Source organism: Pseudomonas sp. DP-17 (assembly GCF_022380625.1).
Classification (GTDB): domain Bacteria; phylum Pseudomonadota; class Gammaproteobacteria; order Pseudomonadales; family Pseudomonadaceae; genus Pseudomonas; species Pseudomonas nitroreducens_A.
Genome location: NZ_JAKSXG010000019.1, coordinates 74,804 through 97,467, shown reverse-complemented (window position 1 = coordinate 97,467; position 22,664 = coordinate 74,804). Strand labels below are relative to the sequence as shown.

20 protein-coding genes and 4 tRNA genes are annotated in these 22,664 nt (G+C 64.5%); 20 read left to right on the top strand and 4 right to left on the bottom strand.

The window, feature by feature from the left end; translation table 11 throughout:
• The 17 genes from MJ122_RS28420 to MJ122_RS28340 all read left to right on the top strand — a co-directional run bounded on the left by MJ122_RS28420 (position 1) and on the right by MJ122_RS28340 (position 16,994).
• Positions 1-1,113, top strand: coding sequence for a succinylglutamate desuccinylase/aspartoacylase family protein (locus MJ122_RS28420; protein ID WP_239747007.1), 1,113 nt, complete (start codon positions 1-3; stop codon positions 1,111-1,113).
• Positions 1,114-1,130: 17 nt separating this feature from the next.
• Positions 1,131-1,895 (top strand): arginine/ornithine transport ATP-binding protein AotP, encoded by a 765-nt coding sequence (gene aotP / locus MJ122_RS28415; RefSeq protein ID WP_017517948.1) that lies wholly within the window; start codon positions 1,131-1,133, stop codon positions 1,893-1,895.
• A 34-nt stretch (positions 1,896-1,929) separates the two neighbouring features.
• The gene (gene argR / locus MJ122_RS28410) at positions 1,930-2,913 is read left to right on the top strand and encodes a transcriptional regulator ArgR (RefSeq protein WP_239747006.1); all 984 of its coding nucleotides are present in this window, start codon (positions 1,930-1,932) and stop codon (positions 2,911-2,913) included.
• Between the two features lie 408 nt (positions 2,914-3,321).
• Positions 3,322-4,542 carry an aspartate aminotransferase family protein gene (locus MJ122_RS28405; protein ID WP_239747005.1) on the top strand — a complete coding sequence of 407 codons (1,221 nt, stop codon included), beginning with the start codon at positions 3,322-3,324 and terminating at the stop codon, positions 4,540-4,542.
• 167 nt (positions 4,543-4,709) lie between these two features.
• Positions 4,710-5,726: an arginine/ornithine succinyltransferase subunit alpha gene (aruF, locus tag MJ122_RS28400; protein ID WP_017517945.1), complete on the top strand. Its 1,017-nt coding sequence runs from the start codon at positions 4,710-4,712 to the stop codon at positions 5,724-5,726.
• A gap of 11 nt (positions 5,727-5,737) precedes the next feature.
• Entirely contained in the window at positions 5,738-6,757 is a 1,020-nt protein-coding gene (astA, locus tag MJ122_RS28395; protein WP_239747004.1) for an arginine N-succinyltransferase, read from the top strand.
• Between the two features lie 25 nt (positions 6,758-6,782).
• Entirely contained in the window at positions 6,783-8,249 is a 1,467-nt protein-coding gene (astD, locus tag MJ122_RS28390; RefSeq protein ID WP_239747003.1) for a succinylglutamate-semialdehyde dehydrogenase, read from the top strand.
• Positions 8,249-9,595: an N-succinylarginine dihydrolase gene (gene astB / locus MJ122_RS28385; protein ID WP_239747002.1), complete on the top strand. Its 1,347-nt coding sequence runs from the start codon at positions 8,249-8,251 to the stop codon at positions 9,593-9,595. Before astD ends, astB begins: the two co-directional genes overlap by 1 nt.
• 9 nt (positions 9,596-9,604) lie before the next feature.
• Positions 9,605-9,886, top strand: coding sequence for a GTPase (locus tag MJ122_RS28380; protein ID WP_088418260.1), 282 nt, complete (start codon positions 9,605-9,607; stop codon positions 9,884-9,886).
• Between the two features lie 50 nt (positions 9,887-9,936).
• Positions 9,937-10,929 (top strand): succinylglutamate desuccinylase, encoded by a 993-nt coding sequence (astE, locus tag MJ122_RS28375; protein WP_239747001.1) that lies wholly within the window; start codon positions 9,937-9,939, stop codon positions 10,927-10,929.
• Between the two features lie 93 nt (positions 10,930-11,022).
• On the top strand, positions 11,023-12,027 hold the full coding sequence (ltaE, locus tag MJ122_RS28370; RefSeq protein ID WP_239747000.1) for a low-specificity L-threonine aldolase: 1,005 nt from the start codon (positions 11,023-11,025) through the stop codon (positions 12,025-12,027).
• Positions 12,028-12,148: 121 nt separating this feature from the next.
• Entirely contained in the window at positions 12,149-14,773 is a 2,625-nt protein-coding gene (gene alaS, locus MJ122_RS28365; RefSeq protein ID WP_239746999.1) for an alanine--tRNA ligase, read from the top strand.
• Positions 14,774-14,874: 101 nt separating this feature from the next.
• Entirely contained in the window at positions 14,875-16,110 is a 1,236-nt protein-coding gene (locus MJ122_RS28360) for an aspartate kinase (protein ID WP_017517936.1), read from the top strand.
• A 186-nt stretch (positions 16,111-16,296) separates the two neighbouring features.
• Positions 16,297-16,482, top strand: a complete 186-nt coding sequence (gene csrA, locus MJ122_RS28355; protein WP_003085981.1) for a carbon storage regulator CsrA — start codon at positions 16,297-16,299, stop codon at positions 16,480-16,482.
• A 60-nt stretch (positions 16,483-16,542) separates the two neighbouring features.
• Positions 16,543-16,633 (top strand) — tRNA-Ser (locus tag MJ122_RS28350).
• 109 nt (positions 16,634-16,742) lie between these two features.
• Positions 16,743-16,819: transfer RNA gene (locus tag MJ122_RS28345), tRNA-Arg, on the top strand.
• A 98-nt stretch (positions 16,820-16,917) separates the two neighbouring features.
• Positions 16,918-16,994, top strand: a tRNA-Arg gene (locus MJ122_RS28340).
• A gap of 68 nt (positions 16,995-17,062) precedes the next feature.
• Here the strand turns inward: MJ122_RS28340 and bamE are convergent.
• Positions 17,063-17,587, bottom strand: coding sequence for an outer membrane protein assembly factor BamE (gene bamE, locus MJ122_RS28335; RefSeq protein WP_239746998.1), 525 nt, complete (start codon positions 17,585-17,587; stop codon positions 17,063-17,065).
• A 322-nt stretch (positions 17,588-17,909) separates the two neighbouring features.
• On the opposite strand from bamE, the gene mgtE reads away from it, so the two are divergent.
• Positions 17,910-19,352, top strand: coding sequence for a magnesium transporter (mgtE, locus tag MJ122_RS28330; protein WP_017517195.1), 1,443 nt, complete (start codon positions 17,910-17,912; stop codon positions 19,350-19,352).
• A gap of 125 nt (positions 19,353-19,477) precedes the next feature.
• Here the strand turns inward: mgtE and amrZ are convergent, their stop codons facing one another.
• On the bottom strand, positions 19,478-19,810 hold the full coding sequence (amrZ, locus tag MJ122_RS28325) for a transcriptional regulator AmrZ (RefSeq protein ID WP_017517196.1): 333 nt from the start codon (positions 19,808-19,810) through the stop codon (positions 19,478-19,480).
• A 488-nt stretch (positions 19,811-20,298) separates the two neighbouring features.
• Here amrZ and phnN point away from each other — a divergent pair, with 488 nt between their 5' ends.
• The gene (gene phnN / locus MJ122_RS28320) at positions 20,299-20,859 is read left to right on the top strand and encodes a phosphonate metabolism protein/1,5-bisphosphokinase (PRPP-forming) PhnN (protein ID WP_172419225.1); all 561 of its coding nucleotides are present in this window, start codon (positions 20,299-20,301) and stop codon (positions 20,857-20,859) included.
• Positions 20,860-20,861: 2 nt separating this feature from the next.
• Here phnN and MJ122_RS28315 read toward each other — a convergent pair whose 3' ends face one another.
• Positions 20,862-21,338, bottom strand: a complete 477-nt coding sequence (locus MJ122_RS28315; RefSeq protein WP_239746997.1) for a GNAT family N-acetyltransferase — start codon at positions 21,336-21,338, stop codon at positions 20,862-20,864.
• A 92-nt stretch (positions 21,339-21,430) separates the two neighbouring features.
• Here MJ122_RS28315 and MJ122_RS28310 point away from each other — a divergent pair.
• Positions 21,431-21,507 (top strand) — tRNA-Arg (locus MJ122_RS28310).
• A 48-nt stretch (positions 21,508-21,555) separates the two neighbouring features.
• On the opposite strand, the gene MJ122_RS28305 is transcribed toward MJ122_RS28310, so the two are convergent.
• Positions 21,556-22,623 (bottom strand): GGDEF domain-containing protein, encoded by a 1,068-nt coding sequence (locus MJ122_RS28305; protein ID WP_088418034.1) that lies wholly within the window; start codon positions 22,621-22,623, stop codon positions 21,556-21,558.
• Positions 22,624-22,664 lie beyond the last annotated feature (41 nt).

The window sequence follows — 22,664 nt, the reverse complement described above, 5'->3', positions numbered from 1 at the left end:
GTGGAACGTATCGATCATCTGTTGCCATGGAGCAGCCTGGGTAGCGAGCGCCGCCTGAGCGTGTTCCGCTACGGCAAGGGGCCGCGCAAGGTCTACATCCAGTCCAGCCTGCACGCCGACGAGCTGCCGGGCATGCGCACCGCCTGGGAGCTCAAGCAGCGCCTGGCCGACCTCGAGTCGCGCGGGCAGCTCAAGTGCGTCGTCGAACTCGTGCCGGTGGCCAACCCCATCGGCCTGGGGCAGACCCTGCAGGCCAGTCACCTGGGCCGTTTCGAGTTCGGCAGCGGGAAGAACTTCAACCGTGACTTCGTCGAACTCTCCGCCCTGGTGGCCGAGCGTGTCGGCAGCCAGCTGGGCGCCGACGAAGCCGCCAACGTCGAGCTGATTCGCCAGGCCATGCGCGATGCTCTCGACGCTCTGCCGCCGGCCTCGTCCGAGCTGCAGGGCATGCAGCGCATCCTGCTGCGCCACGCCTGCGATGCCGAGGTGGTGCTCGACCTGCACTGCGACTTCGACGCCGCCATCCATGTCTACGCGATCCCGCAGCACTGGCCGCGCTGGAAATCCCTGGCTGCACGCCTGAAAGCCGGCGTGGCGTTGCTCGCCGAAGATTCCGGTGGCAGCTCCTTCGACGAGTCCTGCTCGCTGCCCTGGCTGCGCCTGGCGCAGGCCTTCCCGCAGGCGGCGATTCCCCTGGCGTGCCTGGCGACTACCGTCGAACTGGGCGGCGTGGGCGATACCCGCGTCGAGCAGGGGCAGGCCAACGCCGAAGCCATCCTCGGCTTCCTCGCCGAGCAAGGCCTGATCGGCGGCGACTGGCCGGCGGCACCGGCCGAATGCTGCGAAGGCATGCCTTTCGAAGGCACCGAATACCTCTACGCACCCCACGTTGGCGTGGTGAGTTTCCTGCGCAAGGCGGGGGAGTGGGTGGAGAAGGGCGACGCGCTGTTCGAGGTCGTCGACCCGCTGAACGACCAGGTCAGCACCGTTTGCGCCGGGACGTCCGGCGTGCTGTTCGCCATCGAGCGTGGGCGCTACGCCCAGCCGGGGCTTTGGCTGGCCAAGGTGGCCGGGCGTGAGCCGTTCCGCAAGGGCCGGCTGATCAACGACTGAATTCGAGAACCGACACCATGTACAAACTGGAAATCCAGGACCTGCACAAGCGCTACGGCACCCACGAGGTACTCAAGGGTGTCTCCCTGGCGGCGAAGGCGGGCGACGTGATCAGCATCATCGGCTCCTCCGGTTCGGGCAAGAGCACCTTCCTGCGCTGCATCAACCTGCTCGAGCAACCTCACGCCGGCAAGATCCTGCTCAACGGCGAGGAACTCAAGCTGGTGCCGAACAAGGACGGCGCGCTCAAGGCCGCGGACGCCAAGCAGCTGCAGCGCATGCGCTCGCGCCTGTCGATGGTGTTCCAGCACTTCAACCTGTGGTCGCACATGAGCGCCCTGGAAAATGTCATCGAAGCGCCGGTCCACGTGCTGGGCGTATCGAAGAAGGAAGCGCTGGAAAAGGCCGAGCACTACCTGGCGAAAGTCGGTGTGGCGCACCGCAAGGATGCCTATCCGGCCCACATGTCCGGCGGCGAGCAGCAGCGCGTGGCCATCGCTCGTGCCCTGGCAGTCGAGCCGGAAGTGATGCTGTTCGACGAACCGACCTCGGCGCTCGACCCCGAGCTGGTCGGCGAAGTCCTGCGCGTGATGCAGGACCTGGCCCAGGAAGGCCGCACCATGGTGGTGGTGACCCACGAGATGGGCTTTGCCCGAGAGGTCTCCAACCAGCTGGTGTTCCTGCACAAGGGGCTGGTGGAAGAGGCGGGCTGCCCGAAGGAAGTCCTGGCCAATCCGCAATCGGACCGCCTGAAGCAGTTCCTTTCCGGCAGCTTGAAGTAAGCTGTCTGTTACCGTCGCCTGGTGATCTAGCCGCATGACCGCACAACGCATCGGATTCCTGCTCTGGCCGCACACGCGGGCGCTGACGCTCGGTCTGGCCGAGGAGGCCCTGCGGGTCGCCCGCCGGCTGCACCCCGAGGCGCTCTACGAACCGGTGTTCATGAGCGCCGAAACGGTGGCCGAGGCCGAGGGCTGGCGCCTTCCGGGGCAGCCCTGGAATGGCGCGCTGGAACAGTGCCAGCGCATCTTCCTGGTGGCCGACGAGGTTCCGCAGGCTGTTTCCGCGCCCCTGGCCAATACCCTCAAGCAGCTCTCGCGCAGCGGCGTAAGCATCGGCGCGCTGTCCGCCGGTATCTATCCGCTGGCGCAACTGGGCCTGCTCGACGGCTACCGTGCCGCCGTGCACTGGCGCTGGCACGACGATTTCACCGAGCGTTATCCCAAGGTCATCGCGACCAACCACCTCTTCGAATGGGACCGTGATCGCCTGACTGCCTGCGGCGGCATGGCAGTGCTCGACCTGCTGCTGGCCGTGCTGTCGCGCGATCATGGTGCCGAGCTGGCGGGCGCGGTCTCCGAAGAGCTGGTGGTGGAGCGCATCCGCGAAGGCTCCGAACGTCAGCGCATCCCGCTGAAGAACCGCCTCGGCTCCAGCCACCCGAAGCTTACCCAGGCGGTGCTGCTGATGGAGGCGAACATCGAGGAGCCTCTGACCACCGACGAGATCGCCCAGCACGTGTGCGTTTCGCGCCGCCAGTTGGAGCGCATCTTCAAGCAGTACCTGACCCGCGTGCCCAGCCAGTACTACCTGGAACTGCGCCTGAACCGCGCGCGGCAGATGCTCATGCAGACCAGCAAGTCGATCATCCAGATCGGCCTGTCCTGCGGCTTCTCCAGCGGCCCGCACTTCTCCAGCGCCTACCGCAACTTCTTCGGCGTGACCCCGCGCGAAGACCGCAACCAGCGTCGTGGGCAGAGCGCCGCGGAAGCTGCTCCGGTGGCCGCCGAACGCGGCTGAGTCCGCGCTTTTGTAGGATGGCGTGGAGCGCCGCGATACCCATCAATGGGTTTGCGCCGAACGCCGCCCCCACCATTACCTTCGGCGTGCAAAAAGTCCTCGGCCGGTTCGTTGGCAGCATGGGTATCGCTGTGCTCCACGCCATCCTGCGAACGCCAACCGCCTATCTCGTGGCTTATTCCTTTTCCCGCCCTTCGCCGGGCGAACAAATTCCACGGTAGCTTGTACCCGCAGCGGGTCGCAGGCCTTACACTGCGCCTTCCCGACGCTTTCTGTCGCATTTGCGTAAGCCTCGGCAATTCGCGGGTTGGCGCTATAACAAGTTGTCGCATGGCGGCAATGCCGGCCCGCTGTTCGTCCCTACAATCCATCCATCGATAGCCGCCTCAACCAGGCAGGAGAACACCGATGTCCGCTCCGCAAGCTCAGGTCCAACGCTCCGACTTCGACCAGGTCATGGTTCCCAACTATTCGCCGGCTGCCTTCATTCCGGTGCGTGGCGAGGGTTCCCGAGTCTGGGATCAGAGCGGCCGAGAGCTGGTGGACTTCGCTGGCGGGATCGCGGTCAGCTCCCTGGGCCACACCCATCCGGCGCTGATGCAGGCGCTGACCGAGCAGGCCGGCAAGATCTGGCACGTCTCCAACGTCTTCACCAACGAGCCGGCGCTGCGCCTGGCCAAGAAGCTGATCGACGCCACCTTCGCCGAGCGCGTGTTCTTCGCCAACTCCGGCGCCGAGGCCAACGAGGCTGCGCTCAAGCTGGCGCGCCGCTATGCCCATGACGTCTACGGCCCCGAGAAGTTCGAGATCATCTCCATGGTCAACAGCTTCCACGGCCGCACCCTGTTTACCGTCAACGTCGGCGGCCAGGCCAAGTACTCCGATGGTTTCGGCCCGAAGATCGAAGGCATCACCCACATTCCGTTCAATGACCTGGAAGCCCTGAAGGCCGCCATCTCCGACAAGACCTGCGCCGTGATCATCGAGCCGGTGCAGGGCGAGAGCGGCGTGCTGCCGGCCGACAAGGCCTACCTGGAAGGCGTGCGCAAGCTGTGCGACGAGAACAACGCGCTGCTGATCTTCGATGAAGTGCAGAGCGGCTTCGGTCGTATCGGCTACCTCTACGCCCACCAGTACTACGGCGTGACCCCGGACATCCTGTCCAGCGCCAAGGGCCTGGGCGGCGGCTTCCCGATCGGCGCCATGCTGACCACCGCGAAGATCGCCGAGCACCTGGTCGTCGGCACCCACGGCACCACCTACGGCGGCAACCCGCTGGCGTGCGCCGTCGCCGGTGCGGCCTTCGACGTGATCAACACCCCGGAAGTGCTCGAAGGCGTAAAGGCCAAGCACGAGCGCTTCAAGGTCCGCCTGGAGAAGATCGCCGCCGAGTACGGCATCTTCACCCAGGTACGTGGCATGGGCATGCTGATCGGTGCGGTGCTCAACGATGCCTTCAAGGGCAAGGCCAAGGACGTGCTCAACGCCGCCGAGAAGGAAGGCGTGATGGTCCTGCAGGCCGGCCCGGACGTGGTGCGCTTCGCCCCCAGCCTGGTGATTCCGGACGCGGACATCGACGAAGGGCTGGATCGCCTCGAGCGCGCCATCGCCAAGCTGACCCGCGGCTGATCCCCCGGCTACGCTGAACCGGCGAGGCTCGCGCTTCGCCGCTCAACCGGCCGGATCGTCCCGGCCGGTTTCCGAGAATGCCCTGATGAGCGCGGCACAGGCTGTGTCGCGCCCGCGAATCAGAAAGCAAGAATCACGAACTTTTGTCTGGTTAGAGGAGTGACGCCATGCTGGTGATGCGCCCCGCCCAAGTGGCCGACCTGCAGCAAGTGCAGCGTCTCGCCGCGGACAGCCCGGTCGGCGTCACGTCGCTGCCGGACGACGCGGAACGCCTGCGCGAGAAGATTCTCGCTTCGGAGGCTTCGTTCGCCGCCGAGGTGAGTTTCAACGGTGAAGAGAGCTATTTCTTCGTGCTCGAGGACAGCGAGACCGGCCGACTGGTCGGCTGCTCGGCCATCGTTGCTTCGGCCGGCTTCTCCGAGCCGTTCTACAGCTTCCGCAACGAGACCTTCGTGCACGCCTCCCGCGAGCTGAAGATCCACAACAAGATCCACGTCCTCTCGCTGTGCCACGACCTCACCGGCAACAGCCTGCTGACCAGCTTCTATGTCGAGCGCGACCTGGTGAATACGCCGATCGCCGAGCTCAACTCCCGTGGTCGCCTGCTGTTCATGGCCAGCCATCCGGAACGCTTCGCCGATGCAGTGGTGGTGGAAATCGTCGGCTACAGCGACGAGCAGGGCGAGTCGCCGTTCTGGAACGCCATCGGTCGCAACTTCTTCGACCTCGACTACACCGAGGCCGAGAAGCTCTCCGGGCTGAAGAGCCGCACCTTCCTCGCCGAGCTGATGCCGCACTACCCGATCTACGTGCCGCTGCTGCCGGACGATGCCCAGGAAGCCATGGGCCAGGTGCACCCGCGTGCGCAGATTACCTTCGACATCCTGATGCGCGACGGCTTCGAGTCCGACAACTATGTCGATATCTTCGACGGCGGCCCCGCGCTGCATGCGCGCACCAGCAGCATCCGCTCCATCGCGCAGAGCCGGCAGGTGCCGGTGCGCATCGGCGAAGGCGCCAAGGGCAGCCGCGGCTACCTGGTCACCAATGGCCAACTGCAGGACTTCCGCGCCGTCGTCGCCGAACTCGATTGGGTACCGGGCAAGCCCGTCACCCTGAACCAGCAAACCGCCGAAGCCCTGGGCATCGGCGAGGGCGCCAGCGTGCGCCTGGTCGCGATCTGAGGGGAGAGAGCATGATCGTCCGTCCCGTAACCAGCGCAGACCTGCCGGCTCTCTTTGACCTGGCGCGCAGCACCGGCACCGGCCTGACCACGCTGCCGGCCAACGAGCAGCGCCTGCAGCACCGCGTGAGCTGGGCCGAGAAGGCCTTCCGCGGCGAAGCCGAGCGCGCTGACGCCGACTACCTGTTCGTCCTCGAGGACGACAGCGGCAAGGTCGTCGGCATCTCCGCCGTGGCCGGCGCCGTCGGCCTGCGCGAGCCCTGGTACAACTACCGCGTCGGCCTGACCGTCAGTGCCTCCCAGGAACTGGGCATCCACCGCGAGATTCCCACACTGTTCCTGGCCAACGATCTCACCGGGCAGTCCGAGCTGTGCTCGCTGTTCCTGCATGCCGACCACCGTGCCGGCCTGAACGGTCGCCTGCTGTCCAAGGCGCGCTTCCTGTTCATCGCCGAGTTCCGCGAACTGTTTGGCGACAAGGTGATCGCCGAGATGCGCGGCATGTCCGACGAGGATGGCCGCTCGCCGTTCTGGGAAAGCCTGGGCCGACATTTCTTCAAGATGGAATTCAGCCAGGCCGACTACCTGACCGGCGTGGGCAACAAGGCCTTCATCGCCGAGCTGATGCCCAAGTTCCCGCTCTACACCTGTTTCCTCTCCGCGGATGCGCGGGAGGTGATCGGCCGCGTGCACCCGCACACCGAGCCGGCGCTGGCCATGCTCAAGGCCGAGGGCTTCAGCTACCAGGGTTACGTCGACATCTTCGACGCCGGCCCCGCCATCGAGGCGCCGACCGAGAAGATCCGCGCCATCGCCGACAGCCAGAGCCTGGTGCTGGCCATCGGCACGCCGGGTGACGACGCCGAGCCTTACCTGATCCACAACCGCAAGCGCGAGGAGTGCCGCATCACCGCAGCCCCGGCGCGCGTGGCCGCCGGCTCGCTGGTGGTCGATGCGCAGACCGCCAAGCGTCTGCGCCTGTCCGCCGGAGCTTCGGTCCGTGCGGTGCCCCTCTCCGGAAAACGCAACTGACGCCGCCCGGCGTCAGGGGAGCCTGATGATGAATACCCACTACATTGCCGGCCAGTGGCTGGCGGGCGAAGGCGAGCCGCTGCAATCGCTCTGCCCGGTCAGCCAGGCCGTGGTCTGGTCCGGCCGTGCTGCTTCGCAGCAGCAGGTCGCCGCCGCCGTCGCCGCGGCGCGCAATGCCTTCCCGTCCTGGGCCCGTCTCCCGGTGGAAGCGCGCATCGCCGTACTGGAGCGCTTCGCTGCCGCCCTCAAGGGCCATTCCGAGGCGCTGGCCCGCGCCATTGGCGAGGAGACCGGCAAGCCGCTGTGGGAAGCCGCCACCGAAGTGACCAGCATGGTCAACAAGGTCGCCATTTCGATTCAGGCCTTCCGTGAACGCACTGGCGAGAAGAGCGGCCCGCTGGCCGACGCCACCGCCGTGCTGCGCCACAAGCCCCACGGCGTGGTTGCGGTGTTCGGCCCGTACAACTTCCCGGGCCACCTGCCCAACGGCCACATTGTGCCGGCCCTGCTGGCGGGCAATGCCGTGGTGTTCAAGCCCAGCGAGCTGACCCCGAAGGTCGCCGAGCTGACCCTGCAGGCCTGGATCGAGGCGGGGATTCCCGCCGGCGTGATCAACCTGGTGCAGGGCGCCCGCGATACCGGCGTGGCGCTGGCGGGCAACGACGATATCGATGGCCTGTTCTTCACCGGCTCCAGCCGTACCGGCAACCTGCTGCACAGCCAGTTCGGCGGCCGTCCGCAGAAGATCCTGGCGCTGGAGATGGGCGGCAACAACCCGCTGATCGTCGACGAAGTGAAGGACGTGGACGCGGCCGTCTACACCATCATCCAGTCCGCCTTCATCTCCGCCGGCCAACGCTGCACCTGCGCCCGCCGCCTGCTGGTGCCGCAGGGCGCCTGGGGCGATGCGCTGATCGAGCGCCTGGTGGCCGTGGCCTCGACCATCAAGGTCGGCCGTTTCGATGAACAACCGGCGCCCTTCATGGGCTCGGTGATCTCGCTGGCTGCCGCGCAGCACCTGATCAAGGCCCAGGAACAACTGCTGGCCAAGGGCGCCAAGCCGCTGCTGGTCATGACCCAGCCGCTGGACACTGCCGCGCTGCTGACCCCCGGCATCCTCGATGTGACCACTGTTGCCGAGCGTCCGGACGAAGAGTTCTTCGGCCCGCTGCTGCAGGTGATCCGCTACGCCGACTTCGATGCCGCCGTGCGCGAAGCCAACGCCACCCAGTACGGCCTCGCCGCCGGCCTGCTGTCGGACTCCCGCGAGCGCTATGAGGACTTCCTCATCGAGAGCCGCGCCGGCATCGTCAACTGGAACAAACAATTGACCGGCGCCGCCAGCAGCGCGCCGTTCGGCGGCATCGGCGCCTCGGGCAACCACCGCCCGAGCGCCTACTACGCAGCCGACTACTGCGCGTACCCGGTCGCCTCGCTGGAAAGCGACAGCCTGAGCCTGCCTGCAACCCTGACTCCGGGAGTGAGCCTGTGATGACCGCCTATGAAATGAACTTTGACGGCCTGGTCGGACCGACGCACAACTACGGTGGCCTGTCCTACGGCAACGTCGCTTCGCAGAGCAACAGCCAGGCGTCGTCCAATCCGCGCGAAGCGGCGAAGCAGGGCCTGTCGAAGATGAAGGCACTGATGGAGATGGGCTTCAAGCAGGGCGTGTTCGCCCCGCAGGAGCGTCCGGCCGTTGCCTCGCTGCGCGCCCTGGGCTTCTCCGGCACTGACGCCGAAGTGATCGCCAAGGCTGCGAAAGACGCCATGCCGCTGCTCGCCGCGGTCAGCTCGGCGTCCTGCATGTGGACCGCCAACGCCGCCACCGTCAGCCCCGGCGCCGACACCGCCGATGGCCGCGTGCACTTCACTGCCGCCAACCTGAACTGCAAGTTCCACCGTTCCATCGAACATCCGCAGACCAGCCGCATCCTCGCCGCGATGTTCAACGACGAACAACACTTCGCCCACCACGCCGCGCTGCCGGCAGTCGCCCAGTTCGGCGACGAGGGCGCGGCCAACCACACGCGCTTCTGCAAGTCCTACGGCGAAGCCGGTGTCGAGTTCTTCGTGTTCGGTCGCAGTGCCTTCGACAGCCGCTTCCCGGCGCCGCAGCGCTACCCGGCGCGGCAGACCCTGGAAGCCTGCCAGGCGGTTGCCCGCCTGCACGGCCTGAGCGATGACGGTGTGGTCTACGCCCAGCAGAACCCGGCGGTGATCGACCAGGGTGTGTTCCACAACGACGTGATCGCGGTCGGCAACGGCGAGGTGCTGTTCCACCACGAAGACGCCTTCCTCGACACCGAGCGCGTGCTCGCCGAGCTGCACGACAAGCTGGGCCGTCGTGGCGGCCGGTTCCGCGCCGTGTGTGTGCCGCGCGACCAGGTCACGGTCGAGGACGCGGTGAAGTCCTACCTGTTCAACAGCCAGCTGCTTACCCGCGCCGATGGCAACATGCTGCTGATCGTCCCGGAAGAGTGCCGCAAGAACGAGCGCGTCTGGAGCTACCTGTCGCGCCTGACCGCCGAGGACGGCCCGATCCGCGAGGTGAAGGTGTTCGACCTCAAGCAGAGCATGCAGAACGGCGGCGGCCCCGCTTGCCTGCGTCTGCGCGTGGCGCTGACCGAGAAGGAGCTGGCGGCGGTCAACCCGGGCGTGATCATGACCCCGACCCTGCACGACACCCTGGTCACCTGGGTCGACAAGCACTACCGCGATCGCCTGGCCGAAGCCGACCTGGCCGATCCGCAATTGCTCGTCGAGTGCCGGACGGCGTTGGATGAATTGAGCCAGATCCTTAAACTGGGCTCGGTTTATCCTTTCCAGCAGATCTGAGTGACCGAAATGACCGAAAGCCTCCCGCTGATTCTCGAAGACAACAAGGGCGAGCGCCGCGAGACCCACACCGCGCGCCTGGCCATCCGCCTGGAAGGGCGCGAGCTGTGGCTGGAGGCCGATGGCAAGGGCGGCCTTACGATCTACGCCGACTCCCATGACGACGACACCGAGATCCCGCTGCTGGTGGTGCGTCCGCAGGCAGTGAACCAGTTGGGGCTGAGCCTTGAACTGGAGGCCGCCGAAGTCCACGAACATGGTCCAGACTGTGGATGTGACCATCACCACTGATCGCGGAGCCCGCGGCCGCTCCGGCCGCGGGGAATGATGGAGGCGTCCGCATGCTAGCTCTGGGCAAACTGCTCGAACTGACCCTCGCCGGCCGTGAGCCGACGGAAAAGATCCAGCTCACCGCGGACGGCACCCGTCTGCACTGGCTGGCTGAAGGTGCCCTCGAAGTCACTCCGCCGGTGGCGCGCGACAATGGCCGCGACCTGCTGCTCTCGGCCGGTATCCACGGCAACGAGACGGCCCCCATCGAGCTACTCGATCGCCTGGTACACCGCATCGCCCGTGGCGAGCTGAAACCGGCGGCCAGGGTACTGTTCCTGCTCGGCAACCCCGAGGCCATGCGCCGCGGCGAACGTTACCTGGAACAGGACATCAACCGCCTGTTCTGCGGCCGCCACGAGGAGGGCAGCGGCAATGAGGCCCTGCGTGCGTCGGAGCTGGAGCGTCTGGCCGCCGCGTTCTTCGCCCGTGAAGGGCGAGCGCGCCTGCACTACGACCTGCACACGGCCATCCGTGGCTCGAAGATCGAGCAGTTCGCGCTCTATCCCTGGGCCAGTGGTCGCGAGCATTCCCGCGATGAGCTGGCGCGCCTGCGGAGCGCCGGCATCGATGCGGTGCTGCTGCAGAGCAAGCCGGGCATCACTTTCAGCGCCTACACCTACAGCCAGCTCGGCGCCGAGGCGTTCACCCTGGAGCTGGGCAAGGCCCGGCCCTTCGGACAGAACCAGTCGGTGAACCTGGATCGCCTGGAGGCCATGCTGCAGGGCGTGATCAGCGGCGAGGAAGCCGACGGCGCACAGATCGACGGCTTGCAGTTGTTCGCCGTATCCCGCGAAGTGATCAAGCACAGCGACCACTTCCGCCTGCACCTGGACGACGCGGTGGACAACTTCACCGAACTGGACCATGGCTTCCTGCTCGCCGAGGACATCGGCGGCACCCGCTGGATCGTGGAAGAGCAGGGCGCGCGGATCATCTTCCCCAACCCGCGGGTGAAGAATGGCCTGCGCGCCGGCATTCTGGTTGTCCCCACCGAACTTTGACCTCCCCGGCGCGCGCCCATCGCGCGCCTTGTTTCCCCTCCGGCGAGCGCTTAGCATCGGGCCTTTTCCGCCTGATGCCCGAGGAGTTCCGCCATGTCCATCATCGACCTTCGCAGCGACACCGTGACCTTGCCCACCGCCGGCATGCGCGAGGCCATGGCGCGGGCCGAACTGGGCGATGACGTCTACGGCGAAGACCCGACGGTGAACCGCCTGGAAGCGACCCTGGCCGAGCGCCTGGGCTTCGCCGCCGCGCTGTTCGTGCCCACCGGCACCATGAGCAACCTGCTTGGCCTGATGGCCCATTGCGGCCGGGGCGACGAGTACATCGTCGGCCAGCAGGCGCACACCTATAAATATGAAGGCGGTGGCGCCGCCGTGCTGGGCTCCATCCAGCCGCAGCCCATCGATGGCGAGGCGGATGGTTCGCTGGACCTGGCCAAGGTCGAGGCGGCGATCAAGCAGGACGATTTCCACTTCGCCCGCACCCGCCTGCTGGCGCTGGAAAACACCATGCAGGGCAAGGTCCTGCCGCTCACCTACCTCGCTGCCGCACGGGAAATGACCCGCCGCCGCGGCCTGGCACTGCATTTGGACGGCGCGCGCCTCTACAACGCGGCGGTGAAGCTGGGCGTGGATGCTCGGGAGATCACCCGCCACTTCGATTCCGTCTCGGTGTGCCTGTCCAAGGGCCTCGGCGCGCCGGTGGGTTCGGTGCTCTGTGGCGATGCCGAACTGATCGGCCGCGCGCGTCGCCTGCGCAAGATGGTCGGCGGCGGCATGCGCCAGGCCGGTGGTCTCGCAGCCGCCGCGCTGTATGCGCTGGACCATCAGGTCGAGCGCCTGGCCGAGGACCACGCCAACGCCGAAGCGCTCGGCCGCGGCCTGGCTGAACTGGGCTACGCCATCGAGCCGGTACAGACCAACATGGTCTACGTCGGCATCGGCGAGCAGGCCGGCGCGCTGGGTGCGCACCTGGCCGAACGGGGCATCCGCGTCAGCCCGGCGGCGCGCCTGCGGCTGGTCACCCACCTCGATGTGAAAAACGCCGATATCCCGCGTATCGTCGAAGCTTTTGCCGCCTTTCGTCGTTCCTGACAGAAATTATTGCGCGATAGCGGTTAACTATCGCGCAAAGACACTACAACCTTGATGCGGGGCCGATATAATGCGGCCCTTTGCCGGCGATTCGTGGCCGCATTTTTCCGTGGAAGAACCTATGAAAAGCGCTGAAATCCGTGAAGCCTTCCTCCGCTTCTTCGAAGAGAAGGGGCACACCCGCGTAGCGTCCAGTTCGCTGATCCCCGCGAACGACCCGACCCTGCTGTTCACCAACGCCGGCATGAACCAGTTCAAGGACTGCTTCCTGGGCCTGGAAAAGCGCGCCTACACCCGCGCCACCACCAGCCAGAAGTGCGTGCGTGCCGGCGGCAAGCACAACGACCTGGAAAACGTCGGCTATACCGCGCGCCACCACACCTTCTTCGAAATGCTGGGCAACTTCAGCTTCGGCGACTATTTCAAGCGCGACGCCATCACCTACGCCTGGGAATTCCTGACCTCGGACAAATGGCTGAACCTGCCCAAGGAAAAGCTCTGGGTTACCGTCTACGCCAGCGATGACGAGGCCTACGACATCTGGACCAAAGAGGTCGGCATTCCGGCCGAGCGCATGGTCCGCATCGGCGACAACAAGGGCGCTCCCTACGCTTCGGACAACTTCTGGGCGATGGGCGACACCGGTCCGTGCGGCCCGTGCACCGAGATCTTCTTCGACCACGGCGCCGACATCTGGGGCGGCCCGCCCGGCTCGCCGGAAGAAGACGGCGACCGCTACATCGAGATCTGGAACAACGTCTTCATGCAGTTCAACCGCACCGCGGACGGCGTCATGCACCCGCTGCCGGCGCCGAGCGTGGATACCGGCATGGGCCTCGAGCGCATCAGCGCCGTGCTCCAGCACGTCCATTCGAACTACGAGATCGACCTGTTCCAGAGCCTGCTGAAGGCTTCGGCCGATGCCATCGGCTGCGCCAATGACGACGCGCCGTCGCTGAAAGTGGTCGCCGACCACATCCGTTCCTGCGGCTTCCTGATTGCCGACGGCGTACTACCGTCCAACGAAGGCCGTGGCTACGTGCTGCGCCGCATCATCCGTCGCGCCTGCCGCCACGGTAACAAGCTGGGTGCCAAGGGGACCTTCTTCCACAAGATCGTCGCCGCGCTGGTCGGCGAGATGGGCGAGGCCTTCGTCGAGCTCAAGCAGCAGCAGGCGCACATCGAGCGCGTGCTCAAGACCGAGGAAGAGCAGTTCGCCAAGACCCTGGAACAGGGCCTGAAGATCCTCGAGCAGGACCTTTCCGAGCTCACGGGCAGCGTCATCCCCGGCAACGTGGTATTCAAGCTGTACGACACCTACGGCTTCCCGGTGGACCTGACCAACGACATCGCCCGCGAGCGCAGCCTGACCCTCGACGAGGAAGGCTTCGAGCGCGAAATGGAGGCCCAGCGCGAGCGCGCCCGCTCCGCCAGCGCCTTCGGCATGGACTACAACAGCCTGGTGAAAGTGGATGGTGACACCCGCTTCCTCGGCTACCAGGGCGTTTCCGGTGCAGGCCAGATCATCGCCCTGTTCAAGGATGGCAAGGCCGTCGAACAACTGGGCGAAGGCGAGGAGGGCGTGGTCGTCCTCGACCAGACTCCGTTCTACGCCGAATCCGGCGGCCAGGTGGGCGACAGCGGGTTCCTTGAAGCGGCCGGCGTGCGCTTCGACGTGCGCGACACCACCAAGGCTGGCGGCGCTCACCTGCACCACGGTGTGGTTGCCCAGGGCAGCCTGACTGTTGGCGCCGCCGTGAAGGCCGAAGTCGACGCTTCCGTGCGCCAGGCAACCGCGCTGAACCACTCCGCCACCCACCTGCTGCACGCTGCGCTGCGCCAGGTACTGGGCGATCACGTCCAGCAGAAGGGCTCGCTGGTCGATAGCCAGCGCCTGCGCTTCGACTTCAGCCATTTCGAGGCGATCAAGCCCGAACAGCTGAAGCAGCTGGAAGACATCGTCAACACCGAGATCCGCAGGAACTCCGAGGTCGAGACCGAAGAGACCGACATCGAAACGGCCAAGAACAAGGGCGCCATGGCGCTGTTCGGCGAGAAGTACGGCGATCAGGTGCGTGTGCTGAGCATGGGCGGCAAGTTCTCCGTCGAGCTGTGCGGCGGCACCCACGTATCCCGCACCGGCGACATCGGCCTGTTCAAGATCACCAGCGAAGGCGGCGTGGCTTCCGGTGTGCGCCGTATCGAAGCGGTCACCGGCGGCGCTGCGCTGGCCTATCTCAACGGTGCCGAAGAGCAGCTCAAGGAAGCGGCCGGCCTGGTCAAGGGCAGCCGTGACAACCTGCTGGACAAGCTCTCCGGCCTGATCGAGCGCAATCGTCAGTTGGAAAAAGAGCTGGAACAGCTCAAGGCCAAGGCGGCCAGTGCAGCCGGTGACGACCTGGCGGGCTCCGCCGTGGAAGTCGGTGGTGTGAAGGTGCTTTCCTCGCGCCTCGATGGTCTGGACGGCAAGGCGCTGCTGGCGCTGGTCGATCAACTGAAGAACAAGCTGGGTAGTGGTGTCATCCTGCTGGGCGGCGTGTTCGAGGAGAAGGTCGTGCTGGTCGCCGGCGTGACCCAGGACCTGACCGCCAAGCTGAAAGCGGGCGATCTGATGAAACAGGCCGCTGCGGCCGTGGGCGGGAAGGGCGGTGGTCGCCCGGATATGGCCCAGGGCGGTGGTGTCGATGCCGGCAAGCTGGACGAAGCTCTGGCGCTGGCCGTGAAGTTTGTCGAGCAGGGTCTCTAAAGGCCTTGAAAAACGGGGCCCGCAGCGCGTCCGGCGGGCCTTGGCAGCATGCGGTGATGCATGTTTAATGGGCGCCCTTCAGGAATCAGGCGGCTTTTGAAATGGCTTTGATCGTACAGAAGTTTGGAGGGACCTCCGTCGGCACCGTCGAGAGAATCGAGCAGGTAGCCGAGAAGGTGAAGAAATTCCGTGAAGCGGGCGACGACATCGTCGTGGTGGTGTCCGCCATGAGCGGCGAGACCAACCGCCTGATTGGTCTGGCGAAACAGATCATGGACCAACCGATTCCGCGCGAGCTGGACGTGATGGTCTCCACCGGCGAGCAGGTGACCATCGCCCTGCTGAGCATGGCGCTGATGAAGCGTGGCGTGCCGGCGATTTCCTACACCGGTAACCAGGTCCGCATCCTGACCGACAGTTCCCACACCAAGGCGCGTATCCTGAGCATCGATGATGCGAACATTCGCGCAGATCTGAAAGCCGGCCGCGTAGTAGTGGTCGCGGGCTTCCAGGGTGTGGACGAGCAGGGCAACATCACCACCCTTGGCCGTGGCGGCTCCGACACCACCGGCGTGGCGCTGGCGGCGGCACTCAAGGCCGACGAATGCCAGATCTACACCGATGTCGATGGCGTCTACACCACCGACCCGCGCGTCGTGCCGCAGGCTCGTCGTCTGGACAAGATCACCTTCGAAGAGATGCTGGAAATGGCCAGCCTCGGCTCCAAGGTGCTGCAGATCCGCTCGGTGGAATTCGCCGGCAAGTACAACGTCCCGCTGCGCGTGCTGCACAGCTTCCAGGAGGGTCCGGGCACCCTCATTACCCTTGATGAAGAGGAATCCATGGAACAGCCGATCATCTCCGGCATCGCCTTCAACCGCGACGAAGCCAAGCTGACCATCCGTGGCGTACCGGATACCCCCGGCGTTGCTTTCAAGATTCTCGGCCCGATCAGTGCCGCCAATGTAGAAGTCGACATGATCGTGCAGAACGTCGCGCACGATAACACCACCGACTTCACCTTCACCGTGCACCGCAACGACTACCAGGCCGCCCTGGAAATCCTCAAGCAGACCGCCATCGCCATCGGTGCGCGCGAAGCTACCGGCGACACCAACATCGCCAAGGTTTCCATCGTCGGCGTCGGCATGCGCTCCCACGCCGGTGTCGCCAGCCGCATGTTCGAAGCCCTGGCCAAGGAAACCATCAACATCCAGATGATCTCCACCTCGGAAATCAAGGTTTCCGTGGTTATCGAAGAGAAGTACCTCGAGTTGGCGGTCCGTGCCCTGCACACCGCTTTCGAACTCGACGCCCCCGCCCGACAGGGCGAGTAAGGCGGGAGATATCGAAAGGCGCGGCTACCCCGCGCCTTTTGTCGTTTTTGACTGTCTGACAGGAACTTTCTTTCCGGCAGGACTGGTCAATACTTGGGTGAAGGATTCGCGCACTTGATCTATACGAATCTGCCACCATTTCTTTTTTTGCAGACTGCTTATCCCGTAACACGTAAGGAGAAAGGAATGCTGATTCTGACTCGCCGGGTCGGAGAGACCCTGATGGTCGGTGATGACGTCACCGTGACTGTATTGGGCGTCAAAGGAAATCAGGTGCGTATCGGTGTGAATGCGCCGAAGGAAGTTGCTGTGCACCGTGAGGAAATCTACCAGCGCATCCAGAAAGAGAAAGACCAAGAACCAAACCATTAATTTTTCTAAAATTTTTCTTTGCAAACGGGGAAAACATGGATATCATGCGCCCCGTGTTGCGGAGAGGTGGCCGAGTGGCCGAAGGCGCTCCCCTGCTAAGGGAGTACACCTCAAAAGGGTGTCGGGGGTTCGAATCCCCCCCTCTCCGCCATTGCATCCTCTGGTGCGATGAGTTGTCCGGTTACGTAAGTGGCTGAAAAGATTGAAAAATCTTGTTGACAGGTCAGAAAAATCGCTCTAGAATTTGCGCCCTCATCAGCGCACTCATAGCTCAGCTGGATAGAGTACTCGGCTACGAACCGAGCGGTCGGAGGTTCGAATCCTCCTGAGTGCGCCATATAAGAGGCAACGCGAAAGCGGGGCTTCGGTGGCGAAAGGGCTGAAAGGCCATTAGCTGCAACCAGTTGGTGAATCTGGTTAAACTTTACCATCGACGCACTCATAGCTCAGCTGGATAGAGTACTCGGCTACGAACCGAGCGGTCGGAGGTTCGAATCCTCCTGAGTGCGCCATATGCCGAAAGGGGCCTGCAGAAATGCAGGCCCCTTTTTCTTTGCCTTCGAAAAGGTTCGGGCTTTGCTCAACGCTTCGCCTTGCCCTGCACGCAGCCGTCTTCATCGAAGGTGACGGTGCGAGCGCCGTGTTTCTTATCCGCTTCGTAGTGATAGCGCAGCGTCTCGTTGTGCTGGCTGACCCTGTCGGGTCGTCCCAGGGCACTCTCCACGTCGCTGCGCGTCATTCCTGTCCTGATGCGCCCCTCGATGATCGCCTTGCGCCGAGCGCTGCCGGTGACGCGGTTGCCGCAGCCGTTCTGCTGCTCGCCTACCACCACGACGGACTCTCGCTCGGCTTCCTTGCTCGCGCCTCTGCTGCGCGCCACAGGCTTCTGCACGACGGTTTCCTGCGGGATCGCCATCGGCACCGGTTCGCCGCTGCCGGGTGTGGGATTGCTTGCTTCCTGGATTTCCTGCTGGCGCTCCACGGGGCAGCCATACTGGCTGAACAGCACGCTGCCGTCAGCCGCCGTGCAGCGGAACACCGAGGCCGCCTCGCTGGTCGGTACCAGGGGAATCAGGAGTGAGCAGAGCAGGGCGGGCAGGCGCATGGTTTCCTCCGGGATGGCGGGCCTGCCTGCAGCCTAGGAGTGGAAATTGTCAGTCGCAGCCGGGTGTCCTGTGGGAGCTTTCGGGCGTCGAACCGGGCAGTGATTCAGCAGTGAACTTTCGCCTGCAAGCGATTGTTCTTGCCGCCATTTTGTAACGCCTAATACACCCCGGAGTGTTATCATTTCCCGCATCTGCCCTCGATGGGCGCATGGGACACCACCATGGACTTACCCAGTAGTTACTCAGAACCCCGATTGCGTACACACGACCTGATGTATTGATCCCCTCTGGCCCGTTCTGCCACTGGGGGTGGAGCGTGCTATGACCGAAGTAGAAGCCAAGAAGCCGCAGGAAAGCCTGCAGGACCGCCTCAACCAGGTGGTCGACCTGCTGCACAAGCACAAGCTGGTGGAAGACCTGACGCACCGTCAGGAAGGCCAGCATCAAGACCTCGTCGAAAACCTCGTGCACCGCCAGAACCTGGCGGAGCTCCAGCGCAAGCTGGACGAGCTGCACCCGGCCGACATCGCCCATATCCTCGAATCCCTTCCGCTGGACGACCGCCTGACGGTCTGGCAGTTGGTCAAGGCCGAGCGCGACGGCGACATCCTTCTCGAAGTATCGGATTCCGTGCGGGAAACCCTGATCGCCGACATGGACGATCACGAGATCCTTGCCGCAGCCAGGGAGATGGACGCCGACGAACTGGCGGACCTGGCGCCGGAACTGCCTCGCGACGTCGTTCATGAGCTCATGGAGACCCTCGATCAGCAGCAGCGCGAGCGTGTTCGTTCAGCTCTGTCCTACGAGGAGGACCAGGTCGGCGCGCTGATGGACTTCGAGATGGTCACCATCCGCGATGACGTCAGCCTGGAAGTGGTACTGCGCTACCTGCGCCGCCTGAAGGAACTGCCCGGCCATACCGACAAGCTCTTCGTGGTCGACTATGACGGCGTGCTCAAGGGTGTGTTGCCGATCAAGCGCCTGCTGGTAAACGATCCGGACAAGGACGTAGCCGAAGTCATGGCCACCGATCCGGTGACCTTCAGCCCCGACGAGGACGGTTACGATGCCGCCCAGGCGTTCGAGCGTTACGACCTGATTTCCGCTCCCGTGGTGGACAAGAACGGCAAGTTGATCGGCCGTCTGACCATCGACGAAATGGTCGACCTGATCCGTGAGGAGAGCGAAAGCGAAGTCCTGAACATGGCCGGTCTGCGCGAAGAGGAAGACATCTTCGCCTCCGTCTGGAAGTCGGTCGGCAACCGTTGGGCCTGGCTGGCCACCAACCTCGTTACAGCCTTCATCGCTTCGCGGGTGATCGGCCTGTTCGAAGGATCGATCGAGAAACTGGTGGCGTTGGCCGCGCTGATGCCCATAGTCGCCGGCATCGGCGGCAACTCCGGCAACCAGACCATCACCATGATCGTCCGCGCCATGGCACTGGACCAGATCCAGACCAGCAGCGCCAACCGCCTGCTGCGCAAGGAGCTCGGTGTAGCGCTGGTGAATGGCCTGGTATGGGGCGGTGTGATCGGCCTGGTTGCGTTCTACCTGTACGGCAACTGGGAACTGGGCGCGGTCATGACCGGCGCCATGACGCTGAACCTGCTGCTCGCGGCGCTGATGGGCGTGTTGATTCCGATGACACTGCTGCGCCTGGGGCGCGATCCGGCGATGGGTTCCAGCGTGATGATCACCGCCATGACCGATAGCGGCGGTTTCTTCATCTTCCTGGGACTGGCCACGCTGTTCCTGATGTGACGCCAGCTCCGCCGAAAGGCCGCCTGCCAGGCGGCTTTTTTGTGCCTCGCGTTCCCGTGACAGCCGTAGATCGCGAGCATGAAAAAGCCGGCTCGAGGCCGGCTGTTTCGGGTGTCGCGAACGATTCAGGCGTCGTTCTGTGCCATTTCGGCGTCGTGCGCGATCAGGGCGATCAGCGCGTTCTGCTGACGGTGGGTCAGCTGGCGGAAGCGTTGCAGCAGTTCGCGTTCGTGCAGGCTGAGTTCGGGGCTGTCCAGACGGATACCGAGGTTGTCCTGCAGCGCGCCTTCCTGCAGCAGGCTCTGTTCGAGACGCGCAATGATCTCGGAGTTCATGCTGCGGTGGTGGCTGCGAGCGACGTCGGCGATACGCTCACGCATGCCTTCGGGCAGACGTACGACGAATTTGTCAGCAGTACGGCTGGAGTAGGTGGGGGTTGCCTGTTTCAATGGGCGCATACTTTAAACCTGTAAGTCAGGGAGGCCGATGCCATGGGTCAGCGTTGGTTCAGGCCCTTTGACAGCGATTTCCAATGGCCGTTCAGCGCGTCGTCAAAGCTTTTGAAAAATAATCCAATAACTTGACGTCAAACCTTCGGCATATTGTGTCTCGAGTGAAGGCTAAATGCCAGCACCAATCGTCCGAAATGAGACCGCTTAGGCAGACCCTTCTTTGGATGGGACCTGAAGGAAAAAATGGCGATATGCCGCTTCCCTCAGCGTAGTCGATAGGTGTGAAGCCCCTGCCTGCCGTTGAGCAGTCTGATAAGGGTATTTCGTCGCGGATGGGCATGATGGCACAGCTCGAAACAGCGAGGCGGGGCAGCCATCCGAAGCGGGATTTGGCAGGATGTTTTCACCGATATCGCACAAGGCGCGGAGTATTATCCCCCGCGCGGGTCAGAATTGAAGTAGCGCCGAGCCGCCGGCGAACCGAGAGTCATATGATCCCTGGCAGACTGATTTACCTGATGGGCCCTTCCGGCTCGGGCAAGGACAGCGTGTTGCAAGCCGCCAGCGTTCCGCTGGCGCAGATGGGTTGCCGGATCGTCCGGCGTGTCATCACCCGCTCTGCCGAGGCGCGCGGGGAAGAAGCGCACTCGGTGAGCGCCGAAGAATTCAACGCCCTGGAGCGCTCCGGCGCCTTCGCCATGAGCTGGCGCGCCAACGGCCTGCACTATGGCATTCCTCGCGACATCGATGACTGGCTCGCCGCGGGCCACGACGTGCTGGTCAATGGCTCGCGGAAATACTTGCCCGAGGCGCGCCGTCGTTACCCACAGTTGATCGCGGTGCTGCTGAGGGTCGATTCCGCGGTGTTGCGTCAACGCCTGATCAGGCGAGGCCGGGAGACGCCGGTGGAAATCGAAGAACGCCTCGCGCGCAATGCGCACTTCGCCGATGGCCTGCCCGGGCCGCTGGTGGAGTTGGACAACTCGGTGTCCCTGCAGGTGACGGTCAGCCACTTGCTCGATCTGCTCGCCCCGCCGGACGCCCAGGCCGGCTGAGCTCAGCCCAGGCTCAGCGACAGACTGACGCCGTGGGGCTCGAAACCCATCGCTGCGTAGAAGCGGTGCGCCATTTCCCGGTCCTGGTGGCTGGAAAGCGCCAGCTTGTAGCACTTCCAGTCCCGCGCCCATTCCACGGCCCGGCCAATGAGCGCCTGGCCGATGCCCTGGCCGCGCGCGCGGCTGTCCACCACCATGTCCTCGAGGATCGCCGAGCGGGCGAAGCCGTGGGCGATGTGTTCGATCAGATGCAGGGTGCAGGTGCCCAGCAAGGCGCCATCGCGCTCGGCGACCAGCGTCACCCGCGACGGCTGTTGGTTGTCCAGCGCAAGCGCCAGCAGTGCGGTGTCGGGTAGCGGGTCGCTCGCGCCCAACTGCTGGAGCAGCGGCGCGAGGGCCACCGCATCACCGGCCGAAGCGACGCGTACATCGAAGGTGGCAAAGGGGGAATCGGGCAGGGCGCCGTCGTCTGTGGTCATGGTCTTTCTCCGGCTGACGGCAAAATTATGAACCGGGTCGGTGGCGGCGGCATGACAAATCGTCCGTCGGTGGTTAACATGCCGACCCGATTGTCCCGGTAGCTCAATTGGATAGAGCGTCCCCCTCCTAAGGGGAAGGTTGGAGGTTCGACCCCTCTCCGGGACACCAGAACGCCAAGGCCCGCATCTGCGGGCCTTTGTCGTTTTCGGCTATCGCTCAAGGCGAGTAGGTCACCCGGTTGCGCCCTTTGTGCTTGGCCTCGTAGAGCGCCTGGTCGGCCTTGATCAGGGCCTGGCTGAGGGTTCCATCGGCGGTGACATGGGCCAGGCCCAGGCTGATGGTGACCTTGGGCGTGCCGGGCAACTCGGCGGTGAGGCGGCGCAATTTTTCGACCCGCGACTGTGCGTCCTCCGCGCTGATCCCCCACAGGTACAGGCCGAACTCCTCGCCGCCCAGGCGCGCGAACTCGAAGTCCTGCATTTCCTCCTCGATGGTGCGTGCGACCCGGGCAAGCACTTCATCGCCGACGTCGTGTCCATAGGTGTCGTTGACCCGCTTGAAGTGGTCAATGTCGACCATCGCCAGGTAGCGCTGCTCGCCGTCACCCTCCAGGCGCTGGCCTACGCGGGTCATGAAGGAGCGGCGGTTGGGGATATTGGTGAGCACGTCGAGGTACGCCTGATCCAGCAGCAGCCTTGCCATGGCGTAGTTGTACAGCTTGGCCTTGCTCAGGTGGTGGAAGATGTAGATCGACAGCGCGCTGATGAACAGCGGGTAGCAGACCAGCATGCTGCGCCGCGCGTCCAGGGCCGGCACGTCGCCCAGCAGCGGGTTGAGGAAGGTCCAGGTCACTGCCAACACCGAGTAGAAGGCGACAGCGTTGAGTGGCATAGCGGTGGCGCTATAGAGCACCGTGGCGGCGGCGATCACCAGCCAGGCCGGCCGGAGGATTTCCGGCAGGCCGTCGATCACCAGCCGCGCGCCGAAGCTGAAGGTGATGACGAAGGCCAGGTTGAGCCAATGGAAGTGCGTGGCCTTGCGCACGAAACTGGCCATCACGGTGATGAGGAAGAACATGCCGAGGAAGATCACCGAGACATAGGTGAAGCCCTGGCCGGCCTGGAAGCTGACGATGAGGTCGAAGAGCAGCCACATGCCGGCGCTCACGGCAAAGATCAGCAGGCTGAGCCCATGGAGTCGCTCGAAATCGTGCTGGAGGAATTCAGCCCTGATCCCGGCCGGGACGCTTTGCTTGAGTACTTCGGATTCAATGGTCTTGAACATGAACCGCCCTGGGGGTGTGGGGTCGCTCGCGCGAGCATAGC

Bases quoted from the DNA above. Each gene is read 5' to 3' on its own strand.
- astA (WP_239747004.1), top strand. From the start codon at position 5,738: ATGATCGTCCGTCCCGTAACCAGCGCAGACCTGCCGGCTCTCTTTGAC.
- astB (WP_239747002.1), top strand. From the start codon at position 8,249: ATGACCGCCTATGAAATGAACTTTGACGGCCTGGTCGGACCGACGCAC.
- mgtE (WP_017517195.1), top strand. From the start codon at position 17,910: ATGACCGAAGTAGAAGCCAAGAAGCCGCAGGAAAGCCTGCAGGACCGC.
- MJ122_RS28380 (WP_088418260.1), top strand. From the start codon at position 9,605: ATGACCGAAAGCCTCCCGCTGATTCTCGAAGACAACAAGGGCGAGCGC.
- aruF (WP_017517945.1), top strand. From the start codon at position 4,710: ATGCTGGTGATGCGCCCCGCCCAAGTGGCCGACCTGCAGCAAGTGCAG.
- csrA (WP_003085981.1), top strand. From the start codon at position 16,297: ATGCTGATTCTGACTCGCCGGGTCGGAGAGACCCTGATGGTCGGTGAT.
- MJ122_RS28405 (WP_239747005.1), top strand. From the start codon at position 3,322: ATGTCCGCTCCGCAAGCTCAGGTCCAACGCTCCGACTTCGACCAGGTC.
- bamE (WP_239746998.1), bottom strand. From the start codon at position 17,587: ATGCGCCTGCCCGCCCTGCTCTGCTCACTCCTGATTCCCCTGGTACCG.
- ltaE (WP_239747000.1), top strand. From the start codon at position 11,023: ATGTCCATCATCGACCTTCGCAGCGACACCGTGACCTTGCCCACCGCC.
- MJ122_RS28360 (WP_017517936.1), top strand. From the start codon at position 14,875: ATGGCTTTGATCGTACAGAAGTTTGGAGGGACCTCCGTCGGCACCGTC.
- astD (WP_239747003.1), top strand. From the start codon at position 6,783: ATGATGAATACCCACTACATTGCCGGCCAGTGGCTGGCGGGCGAAGGC.
- argR (WP_239747006.1), top strand. From the start codon at position 1,930: ATGACCGCACAACGCATCGGATTCCTGCTCTGGCCGCACACGCGGGCG.
- alaS (WP_239746999.1), top strand. From the start codon at position 12,149: ATGAAAAGCGCTGAAATCCGTGAAGCCTTCCTCCGCTTCTTCGAAGAG.
- MJ122_RS28315 (WP_239746997.1), bottom strand. From the start codon at position 21,338: ATGACCACAGACGACGGCGCCCTGCCCGATTCCCCCTTTGCCACCTTC.
- amrZ (WP_017517196.1), bottom strand. From the start codon at position 19,810: ATGCGCCCATTGAAACAGGCAACCCCCACCTACTCCAGCCGTACTGCT.
- MJ122_RS28305 (WP_088418034.1), bottom strand. From the start codon at position 22,623: ATGTTCAAGACCATTGAATCCGAAGTACTCAAGCAAAGCGTCCCGGCC.
- astE (WP_239747001.1), top strand. From the start codon at position 9,937: ATGCTAGCTCTGGGCAAACTGCTCGAACTGACCCTCGCCGGCCGTGAG.
- aotP (WP_017517948.1), top strand. From the start codon at position 1,131: ATGTACAAACTGGAAATCCAGGACCTGCACAAGCGCTACGGCACCCAC.